The sequence below is a fragment of the Pelagibacterium halotolerans genome (assembly GCF_044811015.1).
Taxonomy (GTDB): Bacteria; Pseudomonadota; Alphaproteobacteria; order Rhizobiales; family Devosiaceae; genus Pelagibacterium; species Pelagibacterium halotolerans_A.
In genome coordinates, this window is the sequence record NZ_CP085243.1 from 2,472,222 (window position 1) to 2,498,803 (window position 26,582).

Here is a 26,582-nt window from a genome sequence, read left to right on the forward strand (position 1 = left end):
TGCCCACTTTTTCTGAGAGCGCTCCGAACCCATATTCGACCCTCTACCCCCGACACGAGACAAACGAGCGAACGCCATATGTTTGAAAGCCTTTCCGATCGCCTTGGCGCCATATTCAACGGCCTGACGGGCCGTGGTGCGCTGAGCGAAGCCGATGTCGAGGCCGCGCTGCGGGAGGTCCGCCGCGCGCTCATCGAGGCCGACGTGTCGCTCGAAGTGGTGCGGGCGTTTACCGAGCAGGTACGCGCGCGGGCCGTGGGGGCCGAAGTCACGCGCTCGGTCAAGCCCGGCCAGCAGGTGGTCAAGATCGTCCATGACGAGCTTGTCGCCGTGCTGGGGGAAGAGGCGACGCCGATTTCTTTGAATGCGCCCGCGCCGGTGCCGTTCCTGATGGTCGGTCTGCAGGGTTCGGGTAAGACCACGACGACCGGCAAAATCGCCAAGCGGCTCAAGGACAAGGAGAACAAGCGCGTTCTTCTCGCCTCGCTCGACACGCGGCGCCCCGCGGCGATGGAACAGCTGGCGACGCTCGGGACGCAGATCGGGGTGGATACGCTGCCGATCGTTCCGGGGCAGTCCGCCGTCGATATCGCCAGGCGCGCGCTCACCGAAGCGAAACGCGGCGGGTATGACGTCGTCATGCTCGATACGGCGGGCCGGACGCATATCGATGAAGAATTGATGGCGGAGACGGCCGAGATCAAAAAGGTCTCGGACCCGCATGAAATCCTGCTCGTTGCCGACAGTTTGACCGGTCAGGACGCGGTCAATCTCGCGCGGTCGTTCGATGAGCGCGTGGATATTACCGGTATCGTTCTGACCCGCGTGGATGGCGATGGGCGTGGCGGTGCGGCGCTCTCGATGCGGGCGGCGACCGGCAAGCCGATCAAATTGATCGGTGTCGGGGAAAAGATGGACGCGCTTGAGGATTTCCATCCCAAGCGCATCGCCGACCGGATCCTTGGGATGGGCGACATCGTCTCGCTCGTCGAAAAGGCGGCGGCGAACGTCACCGCCGAAGACGCCGAGAAGATGGCCAAGAAGATGAAGAAGGGTCAGTTCGACCTGGACGATCTCAAAGGCCAGCTCCAGCAGATGAAGAAGATGGGCGGCATGGCCGCGCTCATGAACCTGATGCCGGGCATGGGCGCGATGAAGAAGAACCTGCCCGACGGACGAATGGACGACAAGATTTTCGACCGGCAGGTCGCGATCATCCAGTCCATGACGAAAAAAGAGCGCGCCAAGCCCGAGCTTCTGAACGCTTCGCGGCGCAAGCGCATCGCCAGGGGCGCGGGTGTCGAGGTTTCCGAGATCAACAAGCTCATCAAGATGCACCGCCAGATGGCGGACATGATGAAAAAGGTCTCGAAAAACGGTGCCGGCGGGCTTGCCGGCATGTTTGGCGGGGTGGGCAAGAAGATGCTTTCGGGCGGCGGTATGCCCGATATGGATCCGGCCCAGATCGAGGACATGGCCAAGAAAATGGGCGCCGACCCCTCGAAACTTCCCGACGATTTCTCGAAACTCGCCAAGCAAAGCGGTGGGCCGTCGCTCCCCGGGCTCGGCGGCAATCAGAAATTCCCCGGCTTGCCGGGGCTGCCCGGACTTCCGGGCAAAAAGAAATAGACCAATCCAACTTACGACAGCTGAGAAAGACCAAAAGCACATGGCCATTAAAATTCGTCTCGCCCGCGGCGGCTCCAAGAAGCGCCCCTACTACCACATCGTCGTCGCCGACGCGCGTTCGCCGCGCGACGGGCGGGTGATCGAGCGCATCGGCGCCTATAACCCGATGCTGCCCAAGGAGCGCGAAGACCGCGTGACCTTCGACGTCGAGCGCGCCAAGCACTGGCTCGAAGTGGGTGCCCAGCCGACCGACCGCGTCGAGCGGTTCTTCGATGCCGCAGGGCTTTTGAAGCGCACGCCCAAGACCAACCCCAATAAGGGCAAGCCCGGCGCCAAGGCGCTTGAGCGCCTCGAGGAAAAGAAGGCCGCTGAAGAGGCTGCCAAGGAAGCCGCCGCGGCTCCGGCTGAGGAAGCCCCTGCTGAAGAGGCTCCTGCCGCTGAGGAAGCGCAGGCCGAGTAAGGGCTTTTTGAGGTGGTCTTGCACGCTGGGGCGTGTGGGACTATCTTAATGGAGTGGCCGCCGGGCTTTTGCCCGACGACCTGAGCTTTAGATCAGAAACGAGACCCGGAAGTGCAGTTGCCAGCTGGTCCGGGTCTTTTTCATTCTAAAGCTGACGGTAATGGGTATGAACCACATTATCGTCCCTCCATTGAACGGCGAGGCTGTCGCCACAGCCGGGAGAGCCTATCTCTCCCGGTCACGCCTGCTGGCAAGACGCTGCTGCTTGTGCCGCTCACGCTCACCATAAACATTGACGCATCTTGATGGCTACAGCATAACCGCGCGCGGAGACATCCACGCATGTGCGTGGACGAAGTGATCTGTATGACAAGCAATCGCATCCTTCTCGGCAAAATCGGCGCGGCCCACGGGATCAAGGGCGAGGTGCGCGTGATGTCCTATACCGAAGACCCGCTCGCCATTGCCGACTACGACCCGCTCGAGACCGACAAGCCGGGGCTTTCGATCTCCATCACCAAGGCGCGCGTGAGCAAGAACCTGGTGATTGCAAGCGTGAAGGGCGTAACCGACCGGAACGCGGCCGAAAAGCTCAATGGCGTTTCGCTTTACGTCTCCCGCGACCGGCTTGAGGCGCCGGGGGAGGATGAGTTCTATCATGCCGATCTCATCGGGCTTGCGGTGCGGCTTGAGGACGGGTCGGAGCTGGGGACCGTCACGGCTGTGACCAATTTCGGTGCGGACGATCTTCTGGACGTGCGGCTTACGGGCACGCGGCGGTCCGTGTTCTTGCCGTTTACCCGGGCGGTGGTGCCCGAGGTGAAGCTTGCCGAGGGCTATGTTGTGGCCATTCCACCCGAGGGGTGGCTCGAGGAGACGCCGCGCGATCCCGAAGACGTCGATCCGGATGACGCGCAATGAGCTGGCGCGCGTCGGTTATCACGCTTTTTCCCGATATTTTTCCCGGTCCGCTCGGCGCTTCGGTGATCGGGCGCGGGCTCGCAACGGGGGCGTGGTCGCTCGATACGCATTTTCTGCGCGATTATGCGCACGACAAGCATCGCACGGTTGACGATACACCCGCCGGTGGTGGGGCGGGGATGGTTCTCAAGCCCGATATTCTCGCCGCGGCCATTGACGATGTCGCACCGGAAGACGATCCGCGCCCGAAGCTGGTGATGAGCCCGCGCGGGGTGCCGCTTACGCAGGCGCGCGTACGTGCGCTCGCGCAAGGGCCGGGTGCGGTGATCGTTTGCGGGCGGTTCGAGGGGATCGACCAGCGGGTCATCGATGCGCGGGGGCTCGAAGAGGTTTCTATCGGGGATTACGTACTCGCGGGCGGCGAAGTGGCCGCCATGGTGCTGCTCGAAGCGGTGGCGCGGCTCCTGCCGGGCGTGCTGGGCGCGCAAGAAAGCCACGAGGATGAGAGTTTCGAGGCTGGGCTTCTGGAGTATCCGCAGTATACCCGGCCGCAGGTATTCGAGGGCCGCGAGATTCCTGCCGTGCTGACATCGGGCGATCATGGCAAGGTCGAGAAATGGCGGCGGGCGCAGGCCGAGGCGCTGACACAGGCGCGGCGGCCCGATCTCTGGTCGAAATATAAGGGTGAAAAGCCCTAGACTCGGGGGCTTTTCCGGTTTATATGCGCCGCTTGACGAAAGTTCCGTCCAACCAAGACCGGGCACCTCAAGGTGCCCCAGTGAAAAGATCAGAACGGATAGATACGATGAACATCATCCAGCAGCTCGAAAAAGAGCAGCTCGACGCGCTTGTTGCCAAGCGTTCGATCCCCGAATTTTCCCATGGCGACACCGTCAAGGTGTGGGTGAAGATCCGCGAAGGCGAAAAAGAACGTCTTCAGGCCTATGAAGGCGTCGTGATCGCGCGCTCGGGCAGCGGCATCATGGAAAGCTTCACGGTGCGCAAGATCTCCTATGGTGAAGGCGTGGAACGTGTGTTCCCGGTCCACTCGCCGATGATCGACCGCATCGAAGTTCTCAAGCGCGGCAAGGTCCGGCGCGCGAAGCTCTACTACCTGCGCGATCGCCGCGGTAAGTCGGCCCGTATCTTTGAATCGACCAATGCGCGCACCAAGCGCATCGAGGCCGACGAGCGTCAGGCCGCCGCCGAAGCCCGCGCCGCCCGCGAGGCTGAGAAGGTCGCCGCCGCCGAGGCCCTTGCCGCCGAAAAGGCAGCCGAGGAAGCCGCCGCTGCAGAGGCTGCCGCCGCCGAAGCCGCACAGGCCGAAGCCGAGGCGCCCGCCGAAGAGAACAAGGGCGAATAAGCCGCCTTTCGTTTGGCTTTACAGAATTTGCGAAAACCCGGTTGCCTTTGGCTGCCGGGTTTTTTGATGCACCGAGGGGAATAAAAACGCTCCCCGCGGTGTCTTACGTCCCATGGCCGGGCATTCCGTCTCGTGCCATCATGCAAAACGAGGGAGAATTCGCATGCTGAGGAAATCGATTTCGTGCGTCGCGCTTGCCGCTGGCGCTCTTTTTGCCGCAACCGGGCTGGCCTTTGCCGCACCCGACGTCACCACCATCGAAACGGATCTGGGCCCTGTCCTTGCCGATGCCGAGGGCATGGTGCTCTATACTTTCCGCAATGACGAAGAGGGCGTTTCGAACTGCTACGACCAGTGCGCCGTCAACTGGCCGCCCTTCTATGCGGAGGAAGGCGCCATGGCCGAGGGGGCCTATACCCTGGTCGAACGCAATGACGGCACGGTGATGTGGGCCAAGGACGGCATGCCGCTCTACTACTGGATCAACGACACCGAACCGGGAATGACGTCCGGCGATGGGGTCGGCGGTGTCTGGGACGTGGCGCGGCCTTGATATAGGCTGGCCGAACATGGTTTTCGCGCGGGGGATGCCAATATGCCCTGCGCGGAACCCGGCCGAAGAGGGAGCGGGAATTGCGGGCTGAGCTCATGACCCATTTGCCCGCCTTAAGGCGCTATGCCTATGGGCTTACGGGTGATCGGGACGCGGCCGAGGATTTGTTCCAGGCCTCGGTGGCGCGCGCGCTCGAGCAGCAGCGGTCGTGGCGCGGGGTCAATCTCAGGGGTTGGCTTTTCACCATCATGACCAATCTCAACCGCAACACTCTCCGCAGCGGACGGCGCGCCCCCCAAAGCGTCCCGCTCGAGGGCGCACCGGCGGTCGCGGCGGACGGGGACGGCATAGACGGTGTGCCCGATCCCCTCTTGCAAAGGCGGCTGCTCGCGGCGCTCGAAACGCTTTCGCCGGATATGCGCGCGGTGCTGCTTCTCATCGTCCTCGAAGGCTACAGCTACGGAGAGGTTGCAGGCATCCTCGAGATCCCCATGGGAACAGTGATGTCGCGGCTTTCGCGGGCGCGGCGGGGGCTGGCTGCGGCGCTCAGGCAGGACAATATCGTTTCGATGACACAGCGATAACCACGATGACGGACAGGGATCAAATCGGGATTACAGAAGACGATCTGCACGCCTATCTCGACGGGCAGCTCGATCCTGCGCGCCGTCTTGCAGTCGAACGGCACCTTGAATCCCATCCCGCCATGTTGGCCGACCTGGAAGCCTGGCGCGCCAACGACGCTGCGCTGCGCGAGGTATTCGCGCCGTTCGCGACGGTACAGGGCGTGGACATGCCCGAGCCCCGGCGCGCTGCCCGGCGCTTATTGCCGGGCGCACTGATGGCGGCGGGCCTTGCGTTGGCGTTCGTTCTGGGTGGGGGGGCCGGCTATTTTCTCAACGACGCGTTGCGGGCGGAGGCGCCGCAGGCCGGGCTGAGTCTCGCCGATGGCGGGTGGCTTGCGCGCGAGGCCAGCGACGTCTTTTTGACCTATGTGCGCGAGGTGCGCCATCCGGTCGAAGTGGGGGCGGACGAGCAGGATCATCTTGTTGCCTGGCTGGGTAACCGGATCGACAAGCCGTTTACCGCGCCGCATCTGGAAGCGCTGGGGTTCACGCTTGTGGGCGGGCGGCTCTTGCCCATTGGCGGGGTGCCCGGCGCGATGCTGATGTACGAGAACGCGCAAGGGGAACGCGCGACGGTACTTCTGGCGCGCAATATCGGCGCGCGCGACACGGCGTTCCAGTTCTCTCAAGGTGACGGTGTCAACACATTCCGCTGGGTGGACGGTCCCTTGGCCTATGCGATCTCGGGTTTTATCGAGCGCCCACAGCTCGAGGCGCTCTCCCGGGCGGTTTACGATCATTTCGAAAGCACCTAGCCTGCACCTCCAATCTGCAGGACTGTCAGTGCCCAACGCCAAGTTTGAAACCATCCATGAGAGCCTCGGGCCGGATTTCTTCGATCCGGTCGAAGCCGCCGACTTTCCCAAGGCCATCCTGCGCTACCGCAATCAGCGCTGGGCCGAACGTGTGGGGCTTTCCGATCTTAGAGACGATGAATGGGTCGCCCGGTTCGGGCGGTTCGAGCCTTTTCCCGAAAGCTTCAGGACCCCGTTGGCGTTGCGCTATCACGGGCATCAGTTCCAGGTTTACAATCCCGATCTGGGCGACGGGCGGGGGTTCTTGTTCGCGCAGTTGCGCGATCTTGAGGACAACCGGCTGCTCGATCTTGGAACCAAAGGCTCGGGACAGACCCCGTGGTCGCGCGGCGGGGACGGGCGGTTGACGCTCAAAGGCGGCGTGCGCGAGGTGCTCGCGACCGAAATGCTCGAAGCGCTGGGGGTCGATACGTCGAAAAGCTTTTCGCTGATCGAAACCGGCGAATCCCTGATGCGCAACGACGAACCGTCCCCGACACGGTCCTCGGTGCTCGTGCGGCTGTCGCATTCCCATATCCGGATCGGGACGTTCCAGCGGCTCGCGTTTCTCGAGGAGACCGAGACTATAAGGCGGCTCGTCGACCATGCGGTTGCGCACTACTACCCGCATCTTGGCGATCTTGTGCAAGATGAGAAGGTGCCCGCTTTTCTGGGCGCAGTCGCCGAGGCGGTGGCGAAAACCGGTGCGCGTATGATCGCGGCGGGGTTTGTCCACGGTGTGCTCAATTCGGACAATATCAACATCACCGGCGAGGCCTTCGACTATGGCCCATGGCGGTTTCTCGACCGGTACGAAGCGGGATTTACCGCGGCCTATTTCGACCAGAGCGGGCTTTACGCCTTCGGACGGCAGCCCGACGCACTTGCGTGGAACCTGACGCGGCTTGCCGAGTGCTTGGTTCCTTTAAGCGAAATCGCCAAGCTCGAATCCGCGCTCAACCGGTTCTGGCCGGCCTTTCAGAGCGGGCTTGCGGCGGCGGTTCTCGACCGGCTGGCGCTTGTCCCGCAAGGCGAAAAGGCGGATCTGGAGGTCACGGCGGCATTCTTCAAATTCCTCGGGGCAGTCAATCCGCCGTTCGAGCGGGTTTTTTTCGATCTGCGCGGCGGGGTCGACGCGGATCGGCTGACGGCGAGCCCGGCCGCTTCAGCCTATGCCGCGCCGGAATTTCAGCCGGTGAGAACCGCGCTTTCAGGTTACGAGGCGCGGTCCGGCGCCCGCGCGCATCCCTATTTCGACCGCGCCGGTCCCCGCACCATGGTGATCGCGGAAATGGAGGCGCTCTGGGCGAGAATCGCGGAGGCGGACGACTGGTCAGCGTTCGCGGCGATGCTTGAAGAGATCGGGGAATTGAGGGCGGCTTACGCGCAATAGGTATTTTCTTAACCCCAAGCCTGTCAGTTTCACCGCGAATTGACTGGCTCGTGCACAATCGATTGCTTAGAACATTGCCATGATCGCGACCCGCCCCTTTAGCCCGCATTTCTCTCGCTCCTTGCGCCCTGCGTCGGATTTTGGCGAGTCGGATACGGGTGCGGAGCGAAAAAGCGTATTCGACATACGGTTTTCTCGCGCCGTGCCTGGAGGCGGCCGCCAAAATCCGACCCGGAGGGCCGGTCGAAAATGGCGACAGGGGGCGTCAGAGAGCTTGCACGTATGTCCAATACGCGCTGCGCTCTCTTCCTGCCCTGATCGCCATTTTGGACCGGCGCAGGGCGCAAGGAGCGAGAGAAATGCGGGCTAGAGCGCTCCTTGCAGCGTTATGGTTTGTCTTGGCCGCTCCGGCGGCTATGGCTTCGGAGATGAAATTGCGGTCAAGCCCGATCGCGGTCGTCGAGCTTTTTACAAGCCAGGGCTGTTCCTCGTGCCCGCCGGCCGATGCGCTTCTGGCGCGGCTGGGCGCGCGCGAAGACCTTATCGTGCTCGCTTATCACGTCGACTATTGGAATTATGTGGGCTGGGAAGACACGTTTGCGAGCCCGGCCAACACCGAATTGCAGCGCGCCTATGCCCAGAGTTGGGGCAAGAGCCGCGTCTATACCCCGCAAATGGTGATCAACGGCGCCCATGGACTGCCCGGCACCCACGAGGCCGAGGTTCGGGCGTTGCTCGGACAATCCTCCTTGCCGATCACTATCGATCTGGTCGTCAGTGAGAATGACGGCGAAGTCATCACGGCTTCGGCGGAGCCGCACGCGACGGGCAAAAATGCCATTATCTGGCTCGTCACCTACAGGGCCGCCGCGACCGTCGATATCGAACGGGGCGAGAACGGGGGGCGGGCGCTGAGCTATTCCTATATCGTTACCGGACGGCAGCCTATTGGCATGTGGTCGGGTGAAACGGGCATGGAAATCACCATTCCTTGCGACGAGGTGCTCGGCACCGAAAACGACGGTGCGGTCATCCTGATTCAGGAAAAGAACGGGGAGTTGCCCGGGGCCGTGCTCGGCGCGGCGGCGTTCGAGGAGATGTGATCTCCGTCCCAGCGCTGAATAAAAAAGCCCTCCGCCCGGCGCGGGGGCGAAGGGCATTGGCAATTGGAGGTCATGCTTCCAAAAAATGGAAACCCTCTCGAAAGGAGAGGGGGGCCGACCAACCAGGGTCAAGGTTTGGGGGCTCGGTGATCCTGGCGGCCGGCTACTGGAGGCAATGATCGGACGCTAGACGCGCAATGGGGCGCGAGAGCGGACAGATTGTGGCTCAATTTCGAAAATTTGGCGGAGATTTTGGGCCGGCTCGCTCACAGGGTTGCGCTCGGCAACGAACGCGGCAATCATGGTCTGTGACATTGTCATGACAGCGAGGGGCACGGGCTTGAATGAATTTGTGAGCGCAGGTGGTCTTGCCGGATATGATGGCACAAGGACCGGACACCCCAGTCGCGGTACTGGGGTTGTGAGTTTCGACCGGCGCGAACTGGCGCTCATCCTCAACGTTTACGGCAAAAAGGTTTCCGCCGGAGAATGGCGGGACTACGCAGTCGACATGCTGCGCGAACGGGCGCTGTTTTCGATCTACCAGCGCGCCTCCGAGCGCCCGCTCTATGTGGTGGAAAAGAACCCCAGGCTGGCGCGCAAGCAGGGCCAGTACATGGTTTTCGGCACGGACGGGCGGGTTCTAAAGCGCGGGCATGACCTCGCGAACGTCCTCAAGGTGCTCGACCCGCATCTTTACGTCGTGCGCTGAGAGGCGCGGCACCAGGACATGCAAAAAGGCCGCGGAGAGTATCCGCGGCCTTTTTTTGTTGTCTGGATGGCCCTGCGAGCACAGTGCTCCGGGCGTTCACCCCTCTGGAAGCTCCAATTGAGCTTACAGCCGAGACGGGGTTCACTACTCGCGGTTGCCGAAGAGCCGCAGCAGCATCAGGAAGAGGTTGATGAAGTCGAGATAGAGGCGCAGCGCGCCCATAAGGGCGAGCTTGCCGAGGCTTTCGTGGCCCATGCCCTCGACATAGGCTTCCTTGATCTTCTGCGTGTCATAGGCGGTCAGGCCCACGAAGATCAGCACGCCGATCGCCGAGATGGCGAAATCGAGCATGCTGCTCTGGAGGAAGATATTGACCACCATCGCGATGATCAGGCCAATCAGGCCCATCATCAGGAACGAGCCCATACCGGTGAGGTCGCGCTTGGTGGTGTAGCCGTAAAGGCTCATCGTGCCGAACGTGGCGGCGGTGATGAAGAACACCTTGGCGATCGAGGCGTCGGTATAGACCAGGAAGATCGAGGAGAGCGAAAGCCCCATGGCGGCGGCGAAGCCCCAGAATACGCCCTGGGCGGCGCTAAAGGAGAGCTTGTTGATCCCGAAGCTCAAGACCAGCACGAAAGCGAGCGGCGAGAGCGCCACGACCCACATCAGCGGGCTGCCATAAAGCAGCGCGCCCCACTGGGTGACGAGCGTGCCGTCGGCAAGCTGACCGGCGGCGGTTGCCTGGCTGTCGGCGATCGCGAGCTGGTTGGCAAAGAAAGCGATGACGCCGGTCACCACGAGACCGATGCCCATATAGTTGTAGACGCGCAGCATGTGCGCGCGCAGGCCCTCGTCTATGGCGGCGGCCGTGCCTACGCGACCGGCGTTGACGGTCTGACGGTCGTATTGTGCCATTTTCGTTCCATCCTCGTGAAATGTATCGTTCCGGCGGGACATATCCCACACCCGTTGGGTGACAATATGGAGACGGAGGGCTGAAATTACAAGCGAAACCGGCCTGGTGCACATGCGGTCAGCGTTTTGATACATCGAAAGGCTAAAGCTGTGTTACGCTTTGATTCGGAAGGCGTCCGCGGGCTGCCGGTTGGCGCGCGGAGAGTGCCAACAGGTTTCTTGTGGGGGGTGCGTTATGCCCAGGCTTTTTACCGGCCTTGAAATTCCTTCCGATATCGGTTTTGCGCTCTCCTTGAAGCGCGGCGGGGTTCCCGGGGCCCGCTGGATCGATCCGGCCAATTATCACATCACCCTGCGCTATATCGGAGACGTCGATCACCGCACTGCCGAGGAGGTGGACGACGTGTTGGGACGATTCGCTTATGCCGAGCCTTTCACCCTTACAATCGATCATCTTGGGGTGTTCGGGGGCAACAAGCCCCGGGCGCTCTATGCGGGGCTCGCCCCGAGCGAGGCACTTTCTCGCCTGCAGGCGAGCCAGGAGCGCATGCTGCAACGGGCGGGACTCGTGCCGGACGGGCGCAAATTCGTTCCGCACGTGACGCTCGCGCGTCTGAGGGACACGCAACCCGAGGAACTCGCTCATCATCTTTCACAGGCGGGCCGGTTTCCGCCCCTAAGCTTCACGGTCGATCACTTCGTTCTGTTTTCGAGCAAGGAGTCGGTCGGCGGCGGGCCTTATGTGGTCGAGCAGGATTATCCGCTGGCGGCGTGAAAGAACCCGTTCAGCGTGCATTCAGCCGTCAGCGATTACATCCTGGTTTCACTGGTGATCCGGACTAAGCCCAATTGGTGCCAAATTTGTTTCTCTTTATAACAAGTTGACCGGGTTTGGGCGATCTTTGCTCCCTTGAGCGTGTCCAGAAAAAGCGGGGACCGCTTTTTCGGTTCGGACGCGCGACAAAGCAAAGACTCTGGTAACCATAACGGTGCACACTCTCGCACCGGCAAAGACATTGTTTCGTATTGAGTAGAAGGAAGGGTTTGGCGATGACGTCAAGGATCGGCCGTTCATTGGGCCGCATTTTGGCTGGGGCGCTTGCCGCCACGAGTGTCGGCCTCTATGCCGGCGGGGCAATGGCGGCGGAAAATCTGGGGGTATTCGACTATTGGACTGCGTGGACCGATGATGCCGATAACGGCAAGATCTGCTACGTTTCCTCCACGCCGCGCTCCAGCGAGCCCACCAATGTGAACCGGGGGGCCATTCATTTTATCGTGACCATAAGGCCGACCAACCGCAACGAGGTTGCCACCATGGTGGGTTATCCGCTCCACCAGACCAATCCCAACGCATCGGCGAGCGTCGACGGACGGTCCTACCCGATGGTGACGCAGGGCGAATCGGCATGGCTGGCCTCGATCGAGGACGAGCCGGGATTTGTCGAGGCGATGAAGGCAGGGGCGACGCTTGTCGTTCGGGCGACCTCGCAGCGGGGCACCAACACGGTGGATACCTATTCGCTCGTCGGCGTCACTGCGGCGCTCAATCGGGCCGCCGAGGAATGTCCGCAATAGGCGGGCCGCTTGCCTTGGGATGGAGAGTTTGGCAAAGGTCGGAGGTTTCCGGCCTTTGTTTCATTTGAGTGATTGGTGACCCATGTCCTTCCTCCGCGCGCTTTTGGTCCTTCCGATGATGTTCGGCGCCGGGCTGGCGCCGGTCGCAGCCGCCGCGCAGTCGGTGCGGGTGCTGGGGGATCATAACGCCTGGTCGGCCTATGCGACGACCGAAAGCGCGGGGCAGATCTGTTTCGTCCTGTCCAAGCCGACGGCTACCGAGCCGGTGCCCGAGGGGTTCACCGAGGGGTATTTCTATATCACCCACCGGCCCAATGCCGGTGTCCGGTCGGAAATCAACCTTGTGGCCGGGTATGATTTTGCGCCCGATAGCCAAGCCGTGATGCGGGTCGGGGGTGAGGAATTTCCGATGTTCACGCAAGCCGACGCGGCGTGGCTTGCAGACCCCTCGCAATCGGATACGGCAGCCCGCGCGATCCGGGCCGGTTCGACCATGACGATCGTGGGCACGAGTCTGCGGGGCATCAAGGTGACGCAAACCTTCTCGCTTTCGGGCGCGACGGCGGCTTCGCGCGAGATCGATAGCGCGTGTTAGAGCGTGTCCAGAAAAAGTGGTTACCACTCTTTCGGTTCGGACACGCGACATCCTCTAGCGGCTTTGCGCGGACGCTCCAATATGGTATGGACGCGCCGCGCTTGACGCTTGGCGAAGCGGCGCGCACTGTCCAAATTCCAAAACAGCACTGGAGCGAGAGGCCCGATGAGCCTTGCGCTGAACATCGATCATTCCTCCGCGCCCCGCCCTGCCCCGAGCGGGCGGACGCCCATCGTCGGGCTTTCGAAGGCCGAGATCGCGGGCAAGCTCGGCGAGATGGGGCTTTCCGAGCGCGACCAGCGTATGCGCGCAAGCCAGCTCTGGAACTGGGTCTATGTCAATGGCGTCACCGATTTCGACCGGATGGCGAATATCTCGAAGGGGCTGAGAGCCGAGCTTGCCGCGGCCTTCGATGTGTCGCGGCCCGAAATCGTCTCCGAGCAGGTCTCCAACGACGGTACGCGCAAATGGCTTTTCCGCTTCCGCGACCCCGAGCATCCCAATATGCCGCCGGTCGAGGTCGAAACCGTTTATATCCCGGAATCCGACCGAGGGACGCTCTGCGTTTCCTCGCAGGTCGGATGCACGCTCACCTGTTCGTTCTGCCATACGGGCACGCAGAAGCTGGTGCGTAACCTTACGGCGGGGGAAATTCTCGCCCAGGTGATGATGGCGCGCGAGCGGCTGGGGGATTTTCCCGGCGGCGTACGGCCCACCGATGGGCTGGTGCCGGCGGGGGAAAGCCGGGCGATCACCAATATCGTCATGATGGGGATGGGCGAGCCGCTCTATAATTACGACAACGTCAAAAAGGCGCTGCTGATCGCCTCGGACGGGGCGGGGCTTTCGATCTCCAAGCGCCGGATCACGCTTTCGACCTCGGGGGTGGTGCCCAAGATCGGCCCGACGGGCGACGAGATCGGCGTGATGCTCGCGATTTCGCTCCACGCGGTCAGGGACGATCTGCGCGACGTGCTCGTGCCGATCAACAAGAAATGGCCGCTTAAAGAGCTGCTCGAGGCGTGCCGGACCTATCCGGGCGTTTCGAACGCCAAGCGCATCACGTTCGAATATGTGATGCTCAAGGACATCAACGATTCCGACGCGGACGCCAAGGAACTGGTGCGGCTCTTGGCAAAAATCCCCGCCAAGATCAATCTCATCCCGTTCAACCCGTGGCCGGGGTCGAACTATCAGTGCTCGGACTGGGACCGGATCGAGAGCTTTGCCGATATCGTCAACCGCGCGGGCTATGCCTCCCCGGTGCGGACGCCCCGCGGGCGCGATATCCTCGCGGCCTGCGGGCAACTGAAAAGCGAGACCGAGCGGCTCAAGAAGAAAGACCGCGACGCGTTTATGCTGTGATGGCGTGGGTTTCGGCGAAAACTAACGCTGCTGTTCGGCTTCAAGCTCCTGTTCGGCGTGAAACCGTGTCACCCATTCTTGGTTGGTGCTATCGGCCAGCTTTTTGACGCCGGGCGATACACCGTCCGCTGCAGTGCGGTCGAGGCCCAATCGGTCAAGGATGTCGCTCAATGTTCCAATGGGGTCGGCGGAAAGGCCGTCATATGTAATACGAACCGGTTTGACTCGTTCCTGCGTGAACCAGTCGTTCCAGTCTCGATCATATGCGGTCATGGTTTCAACGCAGGATCGGAGTTCCTCGCCGTCATAGAGCGGCTCGCGATGAGGTGCGAGACGCTCCAGTTCGGAGCCGTCCGGTGCCACATGCCATAGTCCGGTTTGCTGCGCCTTGAGGTAGGATACGGCTTGCTTGACCTTGTCAGCGCGCGTCAGATGCACAAACAGCGTTCTCCCGAAGGTGCGTTCGATCCGTTCGCAGTCGGTCAGATTGCCAGGGTGGAGAACAACCAGATTTTGGCAGAAGAACCTGAAGCTGTGCATCTGCATTCGCAGCCCGAACACGTCGGTTCCATCGCGTCCTTTGCGCTGCGCGGTCTTAAAGACCGCTTTGAGGATTTCGGGCTCTTTAGCTGTCTCATCGGGCGCGATGCCCAAATCATCCATCCACTCCTGGAGTGAATTCCCGAAAAAATAGGATTCCGGCTGTCCTGCAATGCCAGTCGCTGCGAGCATATGGCACAGCAATGTGCTGCCGCTACGCGGGGAGGTGCAGATCATGTAGGAATCATATTTCATAGTGCTGACTGCAATAGGCGTCTTATGTGATGGTCGGATGGCAGCTGGCAGAAGCCCACGTAACGCATATAGGCATGATCGGGCTATCCCGCATATTCAGGCTAATGCCGCGCCTGCGCGGTCAGGATCGTCGCTGCGAAAGCCGCAAAGACCGCGGCGAAGCTCCAGTTCAAGGCCTTCTGCACGGTTTCGCTTTTCATCAGCGTGTCGGTGAGCCAGCGCGCGCCGAGGACGATGGCGATGACGATGGGCAGCGAGACGATGACGAATTCGAGGCCGAGGAAGACGAGCTTGGCGCTGGCCGCCGGATCGCCGGGGGAGACGAATTGCGGCAGGAAGGTCACGAAAAACAGCGCTACCTTGGGATTGGTGAGGTTGATGCCCAGCCCGGTCAAATAGCTGGCTTTGAGCGAGGGCACTTTTGCGCCCGGCTTGGAAAGCCGCAAGCCAGCGCCCGAGCGGACGGCCTGGATGGCAAGCCAGATGAGATAGCCGGCGCCCAGGATCTTGAGCGCCATGAAGGCGGCGGGTGCGGCGATGATCAGGAGCGATATGCCGAAGGCGGCAAGCATGGTGTGGACCGCGATGCCCGTCAGCGCGCCGAGCACCGTCGCAAAGCCGTGTTTGGTGCCGAAATTGACCGTGCGCGAGATAAAGAGCGCCATGTCGGGCCCCGGGGTGATCGCAAGCACGATGGCCGCGAGCGCGAAAGCGAGGATGATGGTCAGGTCGGGCAGGAATTCCGGCATCGTCAGGTCTCCTCAAAGGGCACCGCTATGTTGATCGAAATTTGGCGCGCGTCCACCCGAAAACGGCGGTCTTTTCGCTCCGTGTTGCCAGCGCACGTCCGATCTGCTTAGTGTCGCGCGACAAAATTGTAATTTTGACTCTCTACCGCGGACGCCGCGCCGCATGAGCACAACGAAAAGCGTACATAATGAGCAAAGACATCAAAAAGGTCGTGCTGGGCTATTCGGGTGGCCTCGACACGTCCGTCATCCTCAAATGGCTGCGCAATACCTATAATTGCGAAGTCGTCACCTTTACCGCCGATCTGGGGCAGGGGGACGAACTCGAAGAAGCGCGCCGCAAGGCCGAACTCGTCGGGATCAAGGAGATCTATATCGAGGATCTGCGCGAAGAGTTCGTGCGCGATTTCGTCTTCCCGATGTTCCGCGCCAACGCGGTCTATGAAGGCGTTTATCTGCTCGGTACGTCCATCGCGCGGCCGCTGATTGCCAAGCGTATGGTCGAGATCGCTGAGCAGACCGGTGCGGATGCCATCGCACACGGCGCTACGGGCAAGGGTAACGACCAGGTGCGGTTCGAACTCTGCGCCTATGCGCTTAATCCTTCGATCCGGGTCATCGCCCCCTGGCGCGAATGGGACCTGCAGAGCCGGACGCGGCTCATCGAATACGCTGAGCAGAACCAGATTCCCGTGCCCAAGGACAAGCGCGGCGAGGCGCCGTTCTCGGTGGATGCGAACCTCCTGCACACCTCGTCCGAGGGCAAGGTGCTCGAGGATCCGGCGGTCGAGGCGCCCGACTATGTCTACCAGCGCACCGTCGATCCCGAGAAGGCGCCGGACACGCCCGAATACATCACCATCGGGTTCGAGAAGGGCGACGGGGTTTCGGTCAATGGCGAAAAGCTCTCGCCCGCCGCGTTCCTCGAAAAGCTCAACGCACTGGGCGGCAAGCACGGTATCGGGCGGCTCGATCTGGTCGAGAACCGGTTTGTCGGCATGAAGAGCCGCGGGATTTACGAAACGCCGGGCGGGACGATCCTTCTGGCGGCGCATCGGGGGATCGAATCGATCACGCTCGACCGTGGCGCGGCGCATTTGAAGGACGAAATCATGCCGCGCTATGCCGAACTCATTTATAACGGGTTCTGGTACGCGCCCGAACGCGAGATGCTGCAGGCGCTGATCGACAAGAGCCAGGAGTTCGTCACCGGCGAGGTTCGGATGAAGCTCTATAAGGGGTCCGCGCAGGTGGTGGGGCGCTCCTCGCCCTATTCGCTTTATTCGGAAGACCTCGTGACCTTCGAGGAGGGCACGGGCACCTACGACCATCACGACGCCGAAGGGTTCATCAAGCTCAACGGGCTGCGTTTGAAGACCTACGGCGCGCGCAAGCTCAGGACCGGAGCGTAAACGATTTCGCCGCCACCGCATAAAAGAAAGAAAAGCCCGGGAAACCGGGCTTTTTTATGTGTTTGCACTTTAAAACCCTGTTAAGTGCCCCGCCGCTACACTTTGCCGCAGCGACCAGAAGGGGGGTCCGGATCGCCTGAGTGGCGGGTTTGCGGGGCTTGCACTTTCGTCCGGTTGCGGGTGGTGCAAACACGGGGAATTTTGCGATCATGATGCAGGCGGAGACCGTCTCACCGCGCTCGGGCGAAGCGCTGTTGCTCGATGCGGCATTGCAGACGATTCCTTTCGGGTTCTGCGTCTGGAGCGGCGATTTCACGCTGGTTCTGTGGAACCAGCATTATCTCGACATTTACGGGTTTCCACGCTCGAAGATCCGGCGCGGCATGAGCCTTTATGAGGTGGTCGAGCTCTCGTGCGCGCTGGGTAATCATCCCGGCCTCGACCCGCGGGAATTTTACGAAGCCTATACCGCCGAACTGCTTTCGAATCGTTCGGGGCTGCGCGCGATCAGCCATGAACAGGCGGAGGGCAACCGCACGCTCGAGACCGCGCATGTCTATGCGGTGGGGCTTGGCTGGGTGGTGACGCACGAGGATGTCACCGACGAGATCGCGCGCTCGGACATGATGGCCGAGCGCAAGGCCGAACTCGAACGCCAATACGCGCTGATCGACGCGGCGATCAATAATATCAGCCACGGCGTCTCGATGTTCGACAGCAAGTTCAAGCTGGTCACCTGCAACAAGGCGTTCAAGGAAATGTACGGGCTGCCCGACCACCTCGCGGCGCCCGGGACATCCTTTGAAAAGGTGCTCGACCACCGGATTGACACCGGTCTGCATGCACCCACCGACCGCGAGGCCTATTACGCCGAGCGCAAGGCGATCATGAAGGGCGGGGCCTTTGTGCGCGAGGTCGTCAAGATGGCCAATGGCACCTATCTGACCTTGCGCCACCAGCCGCTCAAGGGTGGCGGGATGGTGACCACGCATGAGGACATCACCGAACAGCTCGCCGCCGAGGCGCGCATGCGCCATATGGCGACCCACGACGCGCTCACGGACTTGCCCAACCGCACGCTGTTCCGCGAATTGCTGGAAAAGGCGCTTGCAGGTACGGCGGACAAGAGCGCGTTCGCGCTCTTGTCGATCAACCTCGACTTCTTCAAATCGATCAACGACAGTTACGGGCACGCAACGGGCGATCAGGTGCTCTGCCAGGTCGCCGACCGTTTGCGCCGCGTTGTCGGGGGGCAGGGCGACGCAGCGCGGCTGGGCGGAGACGAATTCGCGGTGCTGACGCGCGCGCTCGAGGAACCCCGCGCGGCGGCGGATCTCGCGCGCACCATCGTCAAGGCCCTTTCCGAACCCTTCAGGTTCGGCCGCAAGGCAGTTGCGCTTTCCGCGTCCATCGGAATCGCCGTGGCACCGGGAGACGGGCGGTCCGCCGACACGCTGATGAGCAATGCCGACCTTGCGCTTTTGCGCGCCAAACGGGAAGGCCGGTCGACCTATCACTTCTTCGAAACGGGTATGGATGCGAGCCTGCAGCGGCGCCGGACCCTGGAAGCGGGGCTGCGCGACGCGATTGCGGTGCGGGCGCTCGATCTCGCATTCCAGCCGCTCGTCGATCTTGCCTCGGGCCGTATCGTGACGGGCGAAGCGCTGTTGCGCTGGACGCATCCCGAGCTCGGGCCGGTGCCGCCTTCGGAATTCATTTCCATCGCGGAGGAAACCGGCCTGATCGGGGATATCGGCGCATGGGTCATCGGCGAGGCCGCGCAGCGTGCTGCGGAGTGGCCCGGGGACGTCCATGTCGCGGTGAATCTCTCGCCTCTGCAGTTCAGGCGTCCGATGCTCGTCGACGTGGTCCGCAACGCATTGCGGAGTTCGGGGCTTGCGCCGGGGCGGCTCGAGCTCGAGATCACCGAGTCGCTTTTGCTCGAGGACAGCCAGACCAATCTCGATATTCTCCATACGCTCAAGGACATGGGTGTCCGGATCGCGATGGACGATTTCGGGACGGGGTATTCCGCGCTCTCCTATCTGCGTGCGTTCCCGTTCGACAAGATCAAGATCGACCGCTCGTTCATGACCGACATCGCCACGAAATCCGATAGCCGGGCGATCCTCAAGGCGATGATCGGGCTGGGCACGAGCCTCGGGATGACGACGGTGGCCGAAGGGGTGGAAACCGAAGCCCAGCTTGCCGTGGTGCGGGCGGAAGGCTGCACGCAGGTGCAAGGTTATGTTTTTTCCAAGCCGGTCGATGCGGCGTGTTTCGCCACGATGCTCGACGGGGGCATCGGGCAGATGGACAGAAAGACGGGCTGACCGGTCAGCATACCAGCATCCCGCGCATGGCACGGTTGCGCCGTTTTTCCTTGTTTGACCCGCCTCTCTGGGGTATGGGCTGGCGCAACGCCCAATTCCGAAATCTTTGGCGCACCCCAAATGCCCCGTCGGTCCATCCTGCGAGAGGGGCCCTGCTTTGGGCGCGCCGCAACGCATAGCGGCCCTTTTTATGACCCTGCGCAATATCGCGATCATCGCCCACGTCGACCATGGCAAGACGACGCTTATCGACGTCCTGCTGCGCCAGTCCGGCACCTTCCGGGAGAACCAGCGCGTCGACGAACGCGTGATGGATTCCAACGACCTCGAAAAAGAACGCGGCATCACCATTCTCGCCAAGGTGACGTCGCTCAACTGGAAAGACACCCGCATCAACATCGTCGATACGCCGGGCCACGCCGATTTCGGCGGCGAAGTCGAGCGTATCCTTTCGATGGTCGATGGCGCGGTAATCCTTGTGGACGCCGCCGAAGGCCCGATGCCGCAGACCAAGTTCGTGCTCTCCAAAGCGCTGGCGCTGGGGCTTCGGCCCATCGTTGCGATCAACAAGATCGACAAGCCCGAAGAGCGGCACAACGAGGTGCTCGACGAGATTTTCGATCTGTTCGTCTCGCTCGACGCGACCCCCGAACAGCTCGACTTTCCGGTGCTTTACGGTTCAGCCAAACAGGGCTGGATGGCCGACGAGCCGGAAGGGCCGAAAGACAGTGTCGGGCCGCTGCTCGACAAGGTGGTTGAACACTTCTCCGAGCCGGCGGTCGAAGAGGGGCCGTTCCGTATGCTGGTCACGACCATCGAGCGCAATCCGTTCCTCGGGCGCATTCTGACGGGCCGGATCGTTTCGGGATCGGTCAAGCCCGGCGAATCCGTCCATGCGCTGGGGCGTGACGGCAAGACGGTCGAAAAGGGCCGCATCTCGAAGGTTCTCGGTTTCCGCGGGCTTGAGCGCGAGCCTATCGAAGAGGGCAAGGCGGGCGATATCGTTGCGCTGGCGGGGCTTGAAACCGCGACGGTGGCCAACACCATCGCGGTGCCGTCCGTCACCGATCCGCTCGAAGCCAAGCCCATCGATCCGCCGACGATCTCGGTCACCTTCCGCATCAATGATGGCCCCCTGGCAGGCCGTGAAGGCGACAAGGTGCAGTCGCGCGTCATCCGCGAGCGGTTGATGCGCGAGGCCGAAGGCAATATCGCGATCCGGATCACGCCGGGGGACGACAACGATTCCTTCGATGTCGCGGGCCGGGGCGAGCTCCAGCTCGGGGTTCTGATCGAGACCATGCGGCGCGAGGGGTTCGAACTCTGCCTCGGGCGCCCCAAGGTGTTGTTCCGCGAGGAAAACGGGCAGAAACTCGAGCCTATCGAGGAGGTCATCATCGATGTCGACGATGAATACGCCTCGACGGTTGTCCAGAAGCTCACCGAACGGCGCGGCGATCTCGTCGAGATGCGCCCCTCGGGCACCGGACGCACCCGCGTGCGGCTGCATGTGCCCACGCGCGGGCTTATCGGCTATCAGGCTGAATTGCTGTCGGATACGCGCGGCACGGCGGTCTTCAACCGCGTGTTCCACGAATACGCGACGTTCAAGGGCCCGCTGCCCACGCGCCGCACGGGCGTTTTGATTTCCAACGGTACGGGAACCTCGGTCGCCTATGCGCTGTTTAACCTCGAAGACCGCGGGCCGATGCTGATCGAAGCGGGTGTCGACGTCTATGAAGGCATGATCGTGGGCGAGCACAACCGCGAGAACGATCTCGAGGTGAACGTGCTTAAAGGCAAGCAATTGACCAATATCCGCACGACTTCCAAGGACGAAGCTGTGCGGCTGACGCCGCCCAAGCGGCTGAGCCTCGAGCAGGCGCTCAGCTACATCGCGGATGATGAGTACGTGGAAGTCACGCCGCAATCGGTGCGCTTGCGCAAGATTCATCTCGATCCGCACGACCGCAAGCGGGCCATGCGGGCGGCGCAGGCCGAGGCAGGCTAACAAAAAGCCAAATGTGATCGTCAGGACGCTCACCCCGGTGGTCACGTCCTGCCGGCCACGCTATAGTGGTTTTGTCCTACGCGAAAATCCGCAGGCTTTTTGAACGGAGCCGGACGCATGAGCGATACATCCACCGAAAAACGCACGAAAACGATCACCAAGCCGGAAAAGCCGCGGCTGCATAAGGTGATCCTGGTCAATGACGATTTCACACCGCGCGAATTCGTCGTGACGGTTCTAAAGAAGGTCTTCGGGCTTTCCGAGGACGAGGCCTATGCGCGGATGATGACCGCGCATACCCAAGGGGTCTGCACCATAGCGGTCTATACCCGCGAGGTCGCCGAAACCAAGGCCGAAGACGCGATTGAAGCCGGCCAGCGCGCGGGCTTTCCCCTGATGGTCACCACCGAACCAGAGGAATAGGGCGCGTTGGGCCTTGCCCAGCTGACGAAGCCGAATAGTGTCGGGAGCGGCGCGAATGCGGTGGAAGAGTCCTTTTGCGCGCGGGATAGCGTGTGGCTGGATTCAAGGAACGAGTCCTGGAATGAGAGCGGTAGGGACGGGACGATGTCCACCCCACGCCCGATGACTATCCATACCAGGGGCCCCTGACGACCTCGGTCTCCACACTCTCCTCACCCAGCAGCGCTTCGAACAGGCCGAGATCGCTGCCCCTGTAGTGGTAGGGATAGACCACCGTGGGCGCGAAGGCGCCGACGCCTGCGGCGGCTTGGGCTTCGTCCATCGTATAGGGCAGGTTCATGGGTACGAAGGCGATGTCGATATTCTCGAGCGCCCGCATTTCGGGGATATCCTCGGTGTCTCCGGCGATATAGACCCGCTTGCCGTCGATTGTGAGGATATAGCCGTTGTCCCGGCCTTCGGGGTGGTATTGGAGGCGGTCTTCGGTGGTGTTGTAGGCCGGGATCGCGTCGATGCCGACCGCGCCGAAGCTGGTGCTCTCGCCGTTTCCAATCGCCTCGGCCTGCGCGGCGAGCGCTTCGGGCAGCATGTCGAAAACCGCAGGGTTGGCGACGATGTGGGTTTCGGGGCCGGCAAGCGCCGTGAGCGTGTCGGGATCGTAATGGTCGCCGTGCTCGTGGGTGATGAGGACGAGGTCGGGTGTTGGATGGTCCTCGTAAAGGGCCGCGCCACCCACAGGATCGGCATAGATCACCGCCGAGGGCGCGGCGAGGACGAGCGAGGCGTGGGAGATCGGGTAGACGGTCAACCTACCGTTGTCGGTCTGATATTCGTCGCCCATTGCATCCTGCGCAAATGCCATGCGCGGCATGATGGTGGAAAGGCCCAGCCCGGCCAGCGTCGTTGCACCCAGCCCAAGCGTGGTGCGTCTGGACATTGTCATGGAAATCCCTCCGTGCGAAAGCGATTGAGCGCGCCAAGAATGGCCCTCCGGCGCGATGGCGCAACGTCCGGCTTGCCCGTTCGATGCGTGCGGCGCGATCACCTTTGCGTTAGCGGGCGGGCAGCGGCGGTGTGAAAGGCCTCGATTTCGCCCGCTTGTCGCTGTTAACCCGGACTTCTCGCACTGGCTACGCTCTGCGTCGGATTTTGGCGAGTCGGATACGGGTGCGGCGCGAAAAAGCGTATCGGGCATACGGTTTTCTCGCGCCGTGCCCGGAGGCGGCCGCCAACATCCGACCCGAAGGGCTGGTTGAAAGTGGCGACAGTGTGCGCCGGAGAGCTTGCACGTATGTCCAATACGCACGGCGCTCTCCGCCTACCCTGACGCCACTTTGAACCAGCGCAGGGCATAGCCAGTGTGAGAAGTCCGGGTTAAGCTGCCGTCAACTTTCCCCTCTTTGGAGCCCGATGGACGCCCATGCCCAATCTCACCCCCGCCCTGAGGATCGGCCAGACGCTTTCGGGGCTCGAAACCACGACACGCTTTGCCCTGGCCGTTCTGGCGCTGGCGAGCGGTGTTTATACCTATCTTGGCGTGCGCGGACTTCTGGACGGCGACGCCAATTTCGTCTTTTTCGCCGCGATCATCTATTCGGCTGCGGTCTCGGTGGGGATCTATGTTTTCTGGAGTTATATGATGCGGCTTTTGCCGCTCATGACCGAGGTGGGCCAGCGGCTCGTCCTTGCCGCGGTGATGGCCTTGGGGTCGGTGATGATCATCGCCATGAGTTCCTGGCTCAATGCCGCCGCGCTGGCCGGTTCGGCGGCGCTCGAGCAGCATATGGCGGTGACGCTCGAAGACTATGCGGGCGATCTCGATGCGGCACACGCCAATGCGCTGTCCGCGCAATCGCTCATGCCGGACGTCCAGCGCGCCGCCGAGCGGTTCTCCGTGCTCGCCGAACAGGAACGTGAAGCCGGGGCGCTGACGGGATCGTCAGGTTCGGGGTCGGTGGTGCAGCTTCTCTCGCAGATGTCGGCACAGCTCCAGGCGCTGACCGGTTCGATCACGGCGTCGCAGGAGCGGGTGAGCGCGCTTTTCGAGACCGGATCGGAACACCTTTCGACGATGCGCGAACTCGTTTCGGGACCGGGGGAGGTGCAACCGCGCGCTGACCGGTTCGCCGCCGAGATCGTGCAACTGACCGGGGTGATTGCGGCGCTGCAGGAAACCTCGGTGGCGCCATCGGTGCGCCGGGCGGCGGAGGATCTCTCGCTCGGGTTCATCGCGCCGGTGGCCGATGGGCAGAGCGAGAACCTCGTTATCCGCCAGGATCTCGCCATGGCCAATATCCGCGACGCGGTGGCGGCGCAATCGACCGCCCTGGCGGATGCGGCCGATGCGATCCTTAATGAGGAACCCGTCGCGCCCCGGCGCTTCGTGCCGCTCTCGACGGCCGAAGCGGTGCTGCGCTATGCGGGCGACTTCATTCCCTCCTGGGCCGGCGCGATCTCGATCGATCTTTTGCCGGTCGTGCTCGTCCTCATCATGGCGGTCGCCCATAGCGCCATGCGGCGCGATACGGCGCTGCGCGAAGACGCTGAGACGATGACCGCCGGGGAGATGATGCGCGCGGTCGCGCTCCATAACCAGATGCTGGCGACACGGTCCCAGGCGGAGCCCGAACCCGATACGGATGCGGAAATCGCCGAAGGGGCCACCGAACCCGAGGACCGGGCATCGGAGGACGGGGAGGAAAGCGACGATACGGTCACTGCGCTGCCGTCGCGCGGCCAGCGGCGCGGGGACGGCCCGCAACGTCCATGAGCGCCACCGGTCCCCAGCGCGCTGCCAAAGGGCTCCTCGCGCGGCTGGCCGCGATCGAGGATGGCGATATCCTGCGCTTTGCCTTTTTCGCCATGCTCCTGGGCACGGGGTCGGTGCTTGCGATCGACTATATGGCGCTCAATGCCGATGCGCCGGTTCCCGATCCGGCCAATATCGCCAATCCCGTGCTGCCGGCGGTCGACCGGCCCGAGATCGATCCGTCCGACCCTGCGTTCCGCCCGCATGAAACGATCACGACGCCCGAAGCGATGCTCAAGGCGCCGCTCGAGATGGAACTGGGACCCGATGGCGTTCTCGCGCTGACCGGAACCATCGCGCCGGGTGCGGCGGAACGGTTTGCCGCCGAGATCGAGCGGAGGGGCGGGTATATCGAAACGGTCGCGCTCAACTCCCCCGGCGGGTCGCTCGACGACGCGCTCGCGATTGCCGAGGCCATCCGGGCGGAGGGTTACGGCACGTCGGTGCCCGCAGGTGCGCTGTGCGCGTCCTCGTGTCCGCTGATCCTCGCGGCGGGCGGCACGCGTTCGGTGGATATCGGCGCATCCGTGGGTGTGCATCAGATCTATGCGGCGTCGGCCACAGAGGTCGCGGAGATCGGTCCGGCGCAGGCGATGTCGGATGCCCAGACGTTGACGGCGCGGATCACGCGGCATCTGGCTGCGACGGGGGCCGATCCGGCACTCTGGGTTCACGCCATGGAGACCCCGCCGGACAGGCTTTACTATTTCACCCGCGAGGAGCTCGAGCGCTACAGGCTGACTGAGGCCGCTGTCGTCAACTGATCGCTTTGGGGCGGGCAAGTCCCAGCGCCGAGCGGGCCGAAAGGCGAACGCAATTGCCGCCGGCGTGCCGGGCTTCCTCAAGCGCCCAGTCGGCGCGCAGGATCATGTCCGAAAGCGCGTCGCCACGCTCTTTTTCGGTAATGCCGAAGCTCGCGGTGACGAAAACGCCGGGGGAGTTTTCCGCCTCGGCGATCTTGCGCCGGAGGGCCTCAGCGGTCTTACGCGCGCCGAGCAGGTTGGTTTCGGGCATGAGAATGGCGAACTGGGCCGGGCCCAGCCGGCCGATGCACAGCTCCGGCGGATCGAGCGCGTGGAGCAGCCCGGCGAAGGGGAGGATGCGTGTACTCCGCGCATCGTTCTCGATATTGACGTCGAGAGCGGCCAGGATCAGCGCAGCCTCGCTGGCGCCACCGTTGCCGAGTTGCCGCAACAGCGCGTCGCCGTGGTTCATGAAGCCGTTGCGGTTGAGAAAACCGGTGGCGCTGTCGCGCTCGGATTGGCGGATCAGCCGCGCCGCGGTCTCGCGCGCGAGCATTATGAGGATCAGCATCCCCACCATAAGAACGAGGATCGCGCCGGAGGATTGCGAGATCATCGCATAGACGGTCCGCGCGTAATCTTGCGCTTCGCTCCCGACACCGCCCACCATATTGGCGATGATCGATTTGCCGATGAAGACCACGGCGGCAAGGAGTAAAAGCACCATAAGGCACCAGTCGAGCACGGCGCGGCATTTTGAGCGCCAGACATGGCTCAGGGCCAAAAGGCTCACCAGCGCATAAGGCAGCTGATAGAGGACCTGGCGGACGGGATCGTTGCGCGGCATATCGAGGGTTAGTGCGTAAAGCATTGCCGAAGCGACGAAAATAACGCTCAGGCTCGCCCAGTCCTGGGCGGTGTTGTAATAGCGCGAAAGCGCCACGGTGACGCCGAGCATGGCTGCGAGGAAGGCCGTGGCGGTGGTCATGCGCGCGAGGGTGACGAAAATATCCGCGCTGATAATGAACTCGGCGGCAACGCTCAGCCCACCGAGCAGGAAGGCGAGCGCCATCCAGCGCGCGGCGGTATTTTGAGCGTCGAAACGGGCAACGGCGAAAAAGCCCGCGGCCATGACGAGCGCGAGCGTGAGGTTGATCGAAAAGATGAACAGCGCACCGCTCATAAAAGACCGTCGTTGGAGCGTGTCCAGGAAAAGTGGTTCCCACGTTTTCGGTTCGGACACGCGATAAAACACATGCTGGGGCCGAAGGCCCGGGGCCGGACGACGTTAGAAAAA

Annotated in this window: 26 protein-coding genes; 21 read left to right on the top strand and 5 right to left on the bottom strand. The window is 62.5% G+C overall.

Annotated features, from left to right (window positions below):
- The first annotated feature begins 78 nt into the window (after window positions 1–78).
- The 11 genes from ffh to LG281_RS12210 all read left to right on the top strand — a co-directional run bounded on the left by ffh (window position 79) and on the right by LG281_RS12210 (window position 9,554).
- The gene (gene ffh / locus LG281_RS12160; RefSeq protein ID WP_404401036.1) at window positions 79–1,629 is read left to right on the top strand and encodes a signal recognition particle protein; all 1,551 of its coding nucleotides are present in this window, start codon (window positions 79–81) and stop codon (window positions 1,627–1,629) included.
- Window positions 1,630–1,669: 40 nt separating this feature from the next.
- Window positions 1,670–2,089, top strand: coding sequence for a 30S ribosomal protein S16 (gene rpsP, locus LG281_RS12165; RefSeq protein ID WP_404401038.1), 420 nt, complete (start codon window positions 1,670–1,672; stop codon window positions 2,087–2,089).
- A 366-nt stretch (window positions 2,090–2,455) separates the two neighbouring features.
- Window positions 2,456–3,010 carry a ribosome maturation factor RimM gene (gene rimM, locus LG281_RS12170; RefSeq protein ID WP_404401040.1) on the top strand — a complete coding sequence of 185 codons (555 nt, stop codon included), beginning with the start codon at window positions 2,456–2,458 and terminating at the stop codon, window positions 3,008–3,010.
- Window positions 3,007–3,708 carry a tRNA (guanosine(37)-N1)-methyltransferase TrmD gene (gene trmD / locus LG281_RS12175; RefSeq protein WP_404401042.1) on the top strand — a complete coding sequence of 234 codons (702 nt, stop codon included), beginning with the start codon at window positions 3,007–3,009 and terminating at the stop codon, window positions 3,706–3,708. The genes rimM and trmD overlap by 4 nt, the downstream gene beginning before the upstream one ends.
- Before the next feature lie 107 nt (window positions 3,709–3,815).
- On the top strand, window positions 3,816–4,373 hold the full coding sequence (gene rplS / locus LG281_RS12180) for a 50S ribosomal protein L19 (protein WP_404401044.1): 558 nt from the start codon (window positions 3,816–3,818) through the stop codon (window positions 4,371–4,373).
- A 178-nt stretch (window positions 4,374–4,551) separates the two neighbouring features.
- Window positions 4,552–4,926 (top strand): hypothetical protein, encoded by a 375-nt coding sequence (locus tag LG281_RS12185; RefSeq protein ID WP_404406727.1) that lies wholly within the window; start codon window positions 4,552–4,554, stop codon window positions 4,924–4,926.
- A gap of 95 nt (window positions 4,927–5,021) precedes the next feature.
- Window positions 5,022–5,510: an RNA polymerase sigma factor gene (locus LG281_RS12190; protein ID WP_404401046.1), complete on the top strand. Its 489-nt coding sequence runs from the start codon at window positions 5,022–5,024 to the stop codon at window positions 5,508–5,510.
- Between the two features lie 5 nt (window positions 5,511–5,515).
- Complete coding sequence (locus LG281_RS12195) at window positions 5,516–6,307, top strand: anti-sigma factor family protein (protein WP_404401048.1); 792 nt, start codon at window positions 5,516–5,518, stop codon at window positions 6,305–6,307.
- A 28-nt stretch (window positions 6,308–6,335) separates the two neighbouring features.
- The gene (locus LG281_RS12200) at window positions 6,336–7,739 is read left to right on the top strand and encodes a protein adenylyltransferase SelO family protein (protein ID WP_404401050.1); all 1,404 of its coding nucleotides are present in this window, start codon (window positions 6,336–6,338) and stop codon (window positions 7,737–7,739) included.
- Between the two features lie 428 nt (window positions 7,740–8,167).
- The gene (locus tag LG281_RS12205) at window positions 8,168–8,842 is read left to right on the top strand and encodes a DUF1223 domain-containing protein (RefSeq protein ID WP_404406729.1); all 675 of its coding nucleotides are present in this window, start codon (window positions 8,168–8,170) and stop codon (window positions 8,840–8,842) included.
- A 340-nt stretch (window positions 8,843–9,182) separates the two neighbouring features.
- Window positions 9,183–9,554, top strand: a complete 372-nt coding sequence (locus tag LG281_RS12210; RefSeq protein ID WP_404401052.1) for a DUF2794 domain-containing protein — start codon at window positions 9,183–9,185, stop codon at window positions 9,552–9,554.
- Between the two features lie 144 nt (window positions 9,555–9,698).
- On the opposite strand, the gene LG281_RS12215 is transcribed toward LG281_RS12210, so the two are convergent.
- Entirely contained in the window at window positions 9,699–10,472 is a 774-nt protein-coding gene (locus tag LG281_RS12215) for a Bax inhibitor-1/YccA family protein (RefSeq protein ID WP_404401054.1), read from the bottom strand.
- 235 nt (window positions 10,473–10,707) lie between these two features.
- On the opposite strand from LG281_RS12215, the gene thpR reads away from it, so the two are divergent.
- From thpR to rlmN, 4 genes are all read left to right on the top strand, one after another.
- Window positions 10,708–11,247, top strand: a complete 540-nt coding sequence (gene thpR / locus LG281_RS12220; protein WP_404401056.1) for an RNA 2',3'-cyclic phosphodiesterase — start codon at window positions 10,708–10,710, stop codon at window positions 11,245–11,247.
- 275 nt (window positions 11,248–11,522) lie between these two features.
- Window positions 11,523–12,050 carry an invasion associated locus B family protein gene (locus LG281_RS12225; protein WP_404401058.1) on the top strand — a complete coding sequence of 176 codons (528 nt, stop codon included), beginning with the start codon at window positions 11,523–11,525 and terminating at the stop codon, window positions 12,048–12,050.
- 82 nt (window positions 12,051–12,132) lie between these two features.
- On the top strand, window positions 12,133–12,645 hold the full coding sequence (locus LG281_RS12230) for an invasion associated locus B family protein (RefSeq protein ID WP_404401060.1): 513 nt from the start codon (window positions 12,133–12,135) through the stop codon (window positions 12,643–12,645).
- A gap of 165 nt (window positions 12,646–12,810) precedes the next feature.
- Window positions 12,811–14,010 carry a 23S rRNA (adenine(2503)-C(2))-methyltransferase RlmN gene (gene rlmN / locus LG281_RS12235; protein WP_404401062.1) on the top strand — a complete coding sequence of 400 codons (1,200 nt, stop codon included), beginning with the start codon at window positions 12,811–12,813 and terminating at the stop codon, window positions 14,008–14,010.
- Window positions 14,011–14,031: 21 nt separating this feature from the next.
- Here rlmN and LG281_RS12240 read toward each other — a convergent pair whose 3' ends face one another.
- A complete protein-coding gene (locus tag LG281_RS12240; RefSeq protein ID WP_404401064.1) occupies window positions 14,032–14,805 on the bottom strand; it encodes a Stf0 family sulfotransferase in 774 nt (257 codons plus the stop codon).
- Window positions 14,806–14,906: 101 nt separating this feature from the next.
- Window positions 14,907–15,554, bottom strand: a complete 648-nt coding sequence (locus LG281_RS12245; RefSeq protein WP_404401066.1) for a LysE family translocator — start codon at window positions 15,552–15,554, stop codon at window positions 14,907–14,909.
- A 188-nt stretch (window positions 15,555–15,742) separates the two neighbouring features.
- Between LG281_RS12245 and LG281_RS12250 the strand changes: the two genes are divergently transcribed.
- The 4 genes from LG281_RS12250 (at window position 15,743) to LG281_RS12265 (ending at window position 21,733) form a co-directional block, all read left to right on the top strand.
- The gene (locus tag LG281_RS12250) at window positions 15,743–16,966 is read left to right on the top strand and encodes an argininosuccinate synthase (RefSeq protein WP_404401068.1); all 1,224 of its coding nucleotides are present in this window, start codon (window positions 15,743–15,745) and stop codon (window positions 16,964–16,966) included.
- A 209-nt stretch (window positions 16,967–17,175) separates the two neighbouring features.
- A complete protein-coding gene (locus LG281_RS12255) occupies window positions 17,176–19,299 on the top strand; it encodes an EAL domain-containing protein (RefSeq protein ID WP_404401070.1) in 2,124 nt (707 codons plus the stop codon).
- Window positions 19,300–19,489: 190 nt separating this feature from the next.
- The gene (typA, locus tag LG281_RS12260) at window positions 19,490–21,310 is read left to right on the top strand and encodes a translational GTPase TypA (RefSeq protein ID WP_404401072.1); all 1,821 of its coding nucleotides are present in this window, start codon (window positions 19,490–19,492) and stop codon (window positions 21,308–21,310) included.
- Between the two features lie 117 nt (window positions 21,311–21,427).
- Complete coding sequence (locus LG281_RS12265) at window positions 21,428–21,733, top strand: ATP-dependent Clp protease adaptor ClpS (protein ID WP_404401074.1); 306 nt, start codon at window positions 21,428–21,430, stop codon at window positions 21,731–21,733.
- A gap of 166 nt (window positions 21,734–21,899) precedes the next feature.
- Here the strand turns inward: LG281_RS12265 and LG281_RS12270 are convergent, their stop codons facing one another.
- The gene (locus LG281_RS12270) at window positions 21,900–22,676 is read right to left on the bottom strand and encodes an MBL fold metallo-hydrolase (protein ID WP_404401076.1); all 777 of its coding nucleotides are present in this window, start codon (window positions 22,674–22,676) and stop codon (window positions 21,900–21,902) included.
- A gap of 477 nt (window positions 22,677–23,153) precedes the next feature.
- Here LG281_RS12270 and LG281_RS12275 point away from each other — a divergent pair, with 477 nt between their 5' ends.
- Window positions 23,154–24,503, top strand: coding sequence for a hypothetical protein (locus LG281_RS12275; RefSeq protein WP_404401078.1), 1,350 nt, complete (start codon window positions 23,154–23,156; stop codon window positions 24,501–24,503).
- A complete protein-coding gene (locus LG281_RS12280; RefSeq protein WP_404401080.1) occupies window positions 24,500–25,306 on the top strand; it encodes a hypothetical protein in 807 nt (268 codons plus the stop codon). Before LG281_RS12275 ends, LG281_RS12280 begins: the two co-directional genes overlap by 4 nt.
- On the opposite strand, the gene LG281_RS12285 is transcribed toward LG281_RS12280, so the two are convergent.
- Window positions 25,299–26,468, bottom strand: coding sequence for a diguanylate cyclase domain-containing protein (locus tag LG281_RS12285; protein ID WP_404401082.1), 1,170 nt, complete (start codon window positions 26,466–26,468; stop codon window positions 25,299–25,301). The genes LG281_RS12280 and LG281_RS12285 overlap by 8 nt on opposite strands.
- Window positions 26,469–26,582 lie beyond the last annotated feature (114 nt).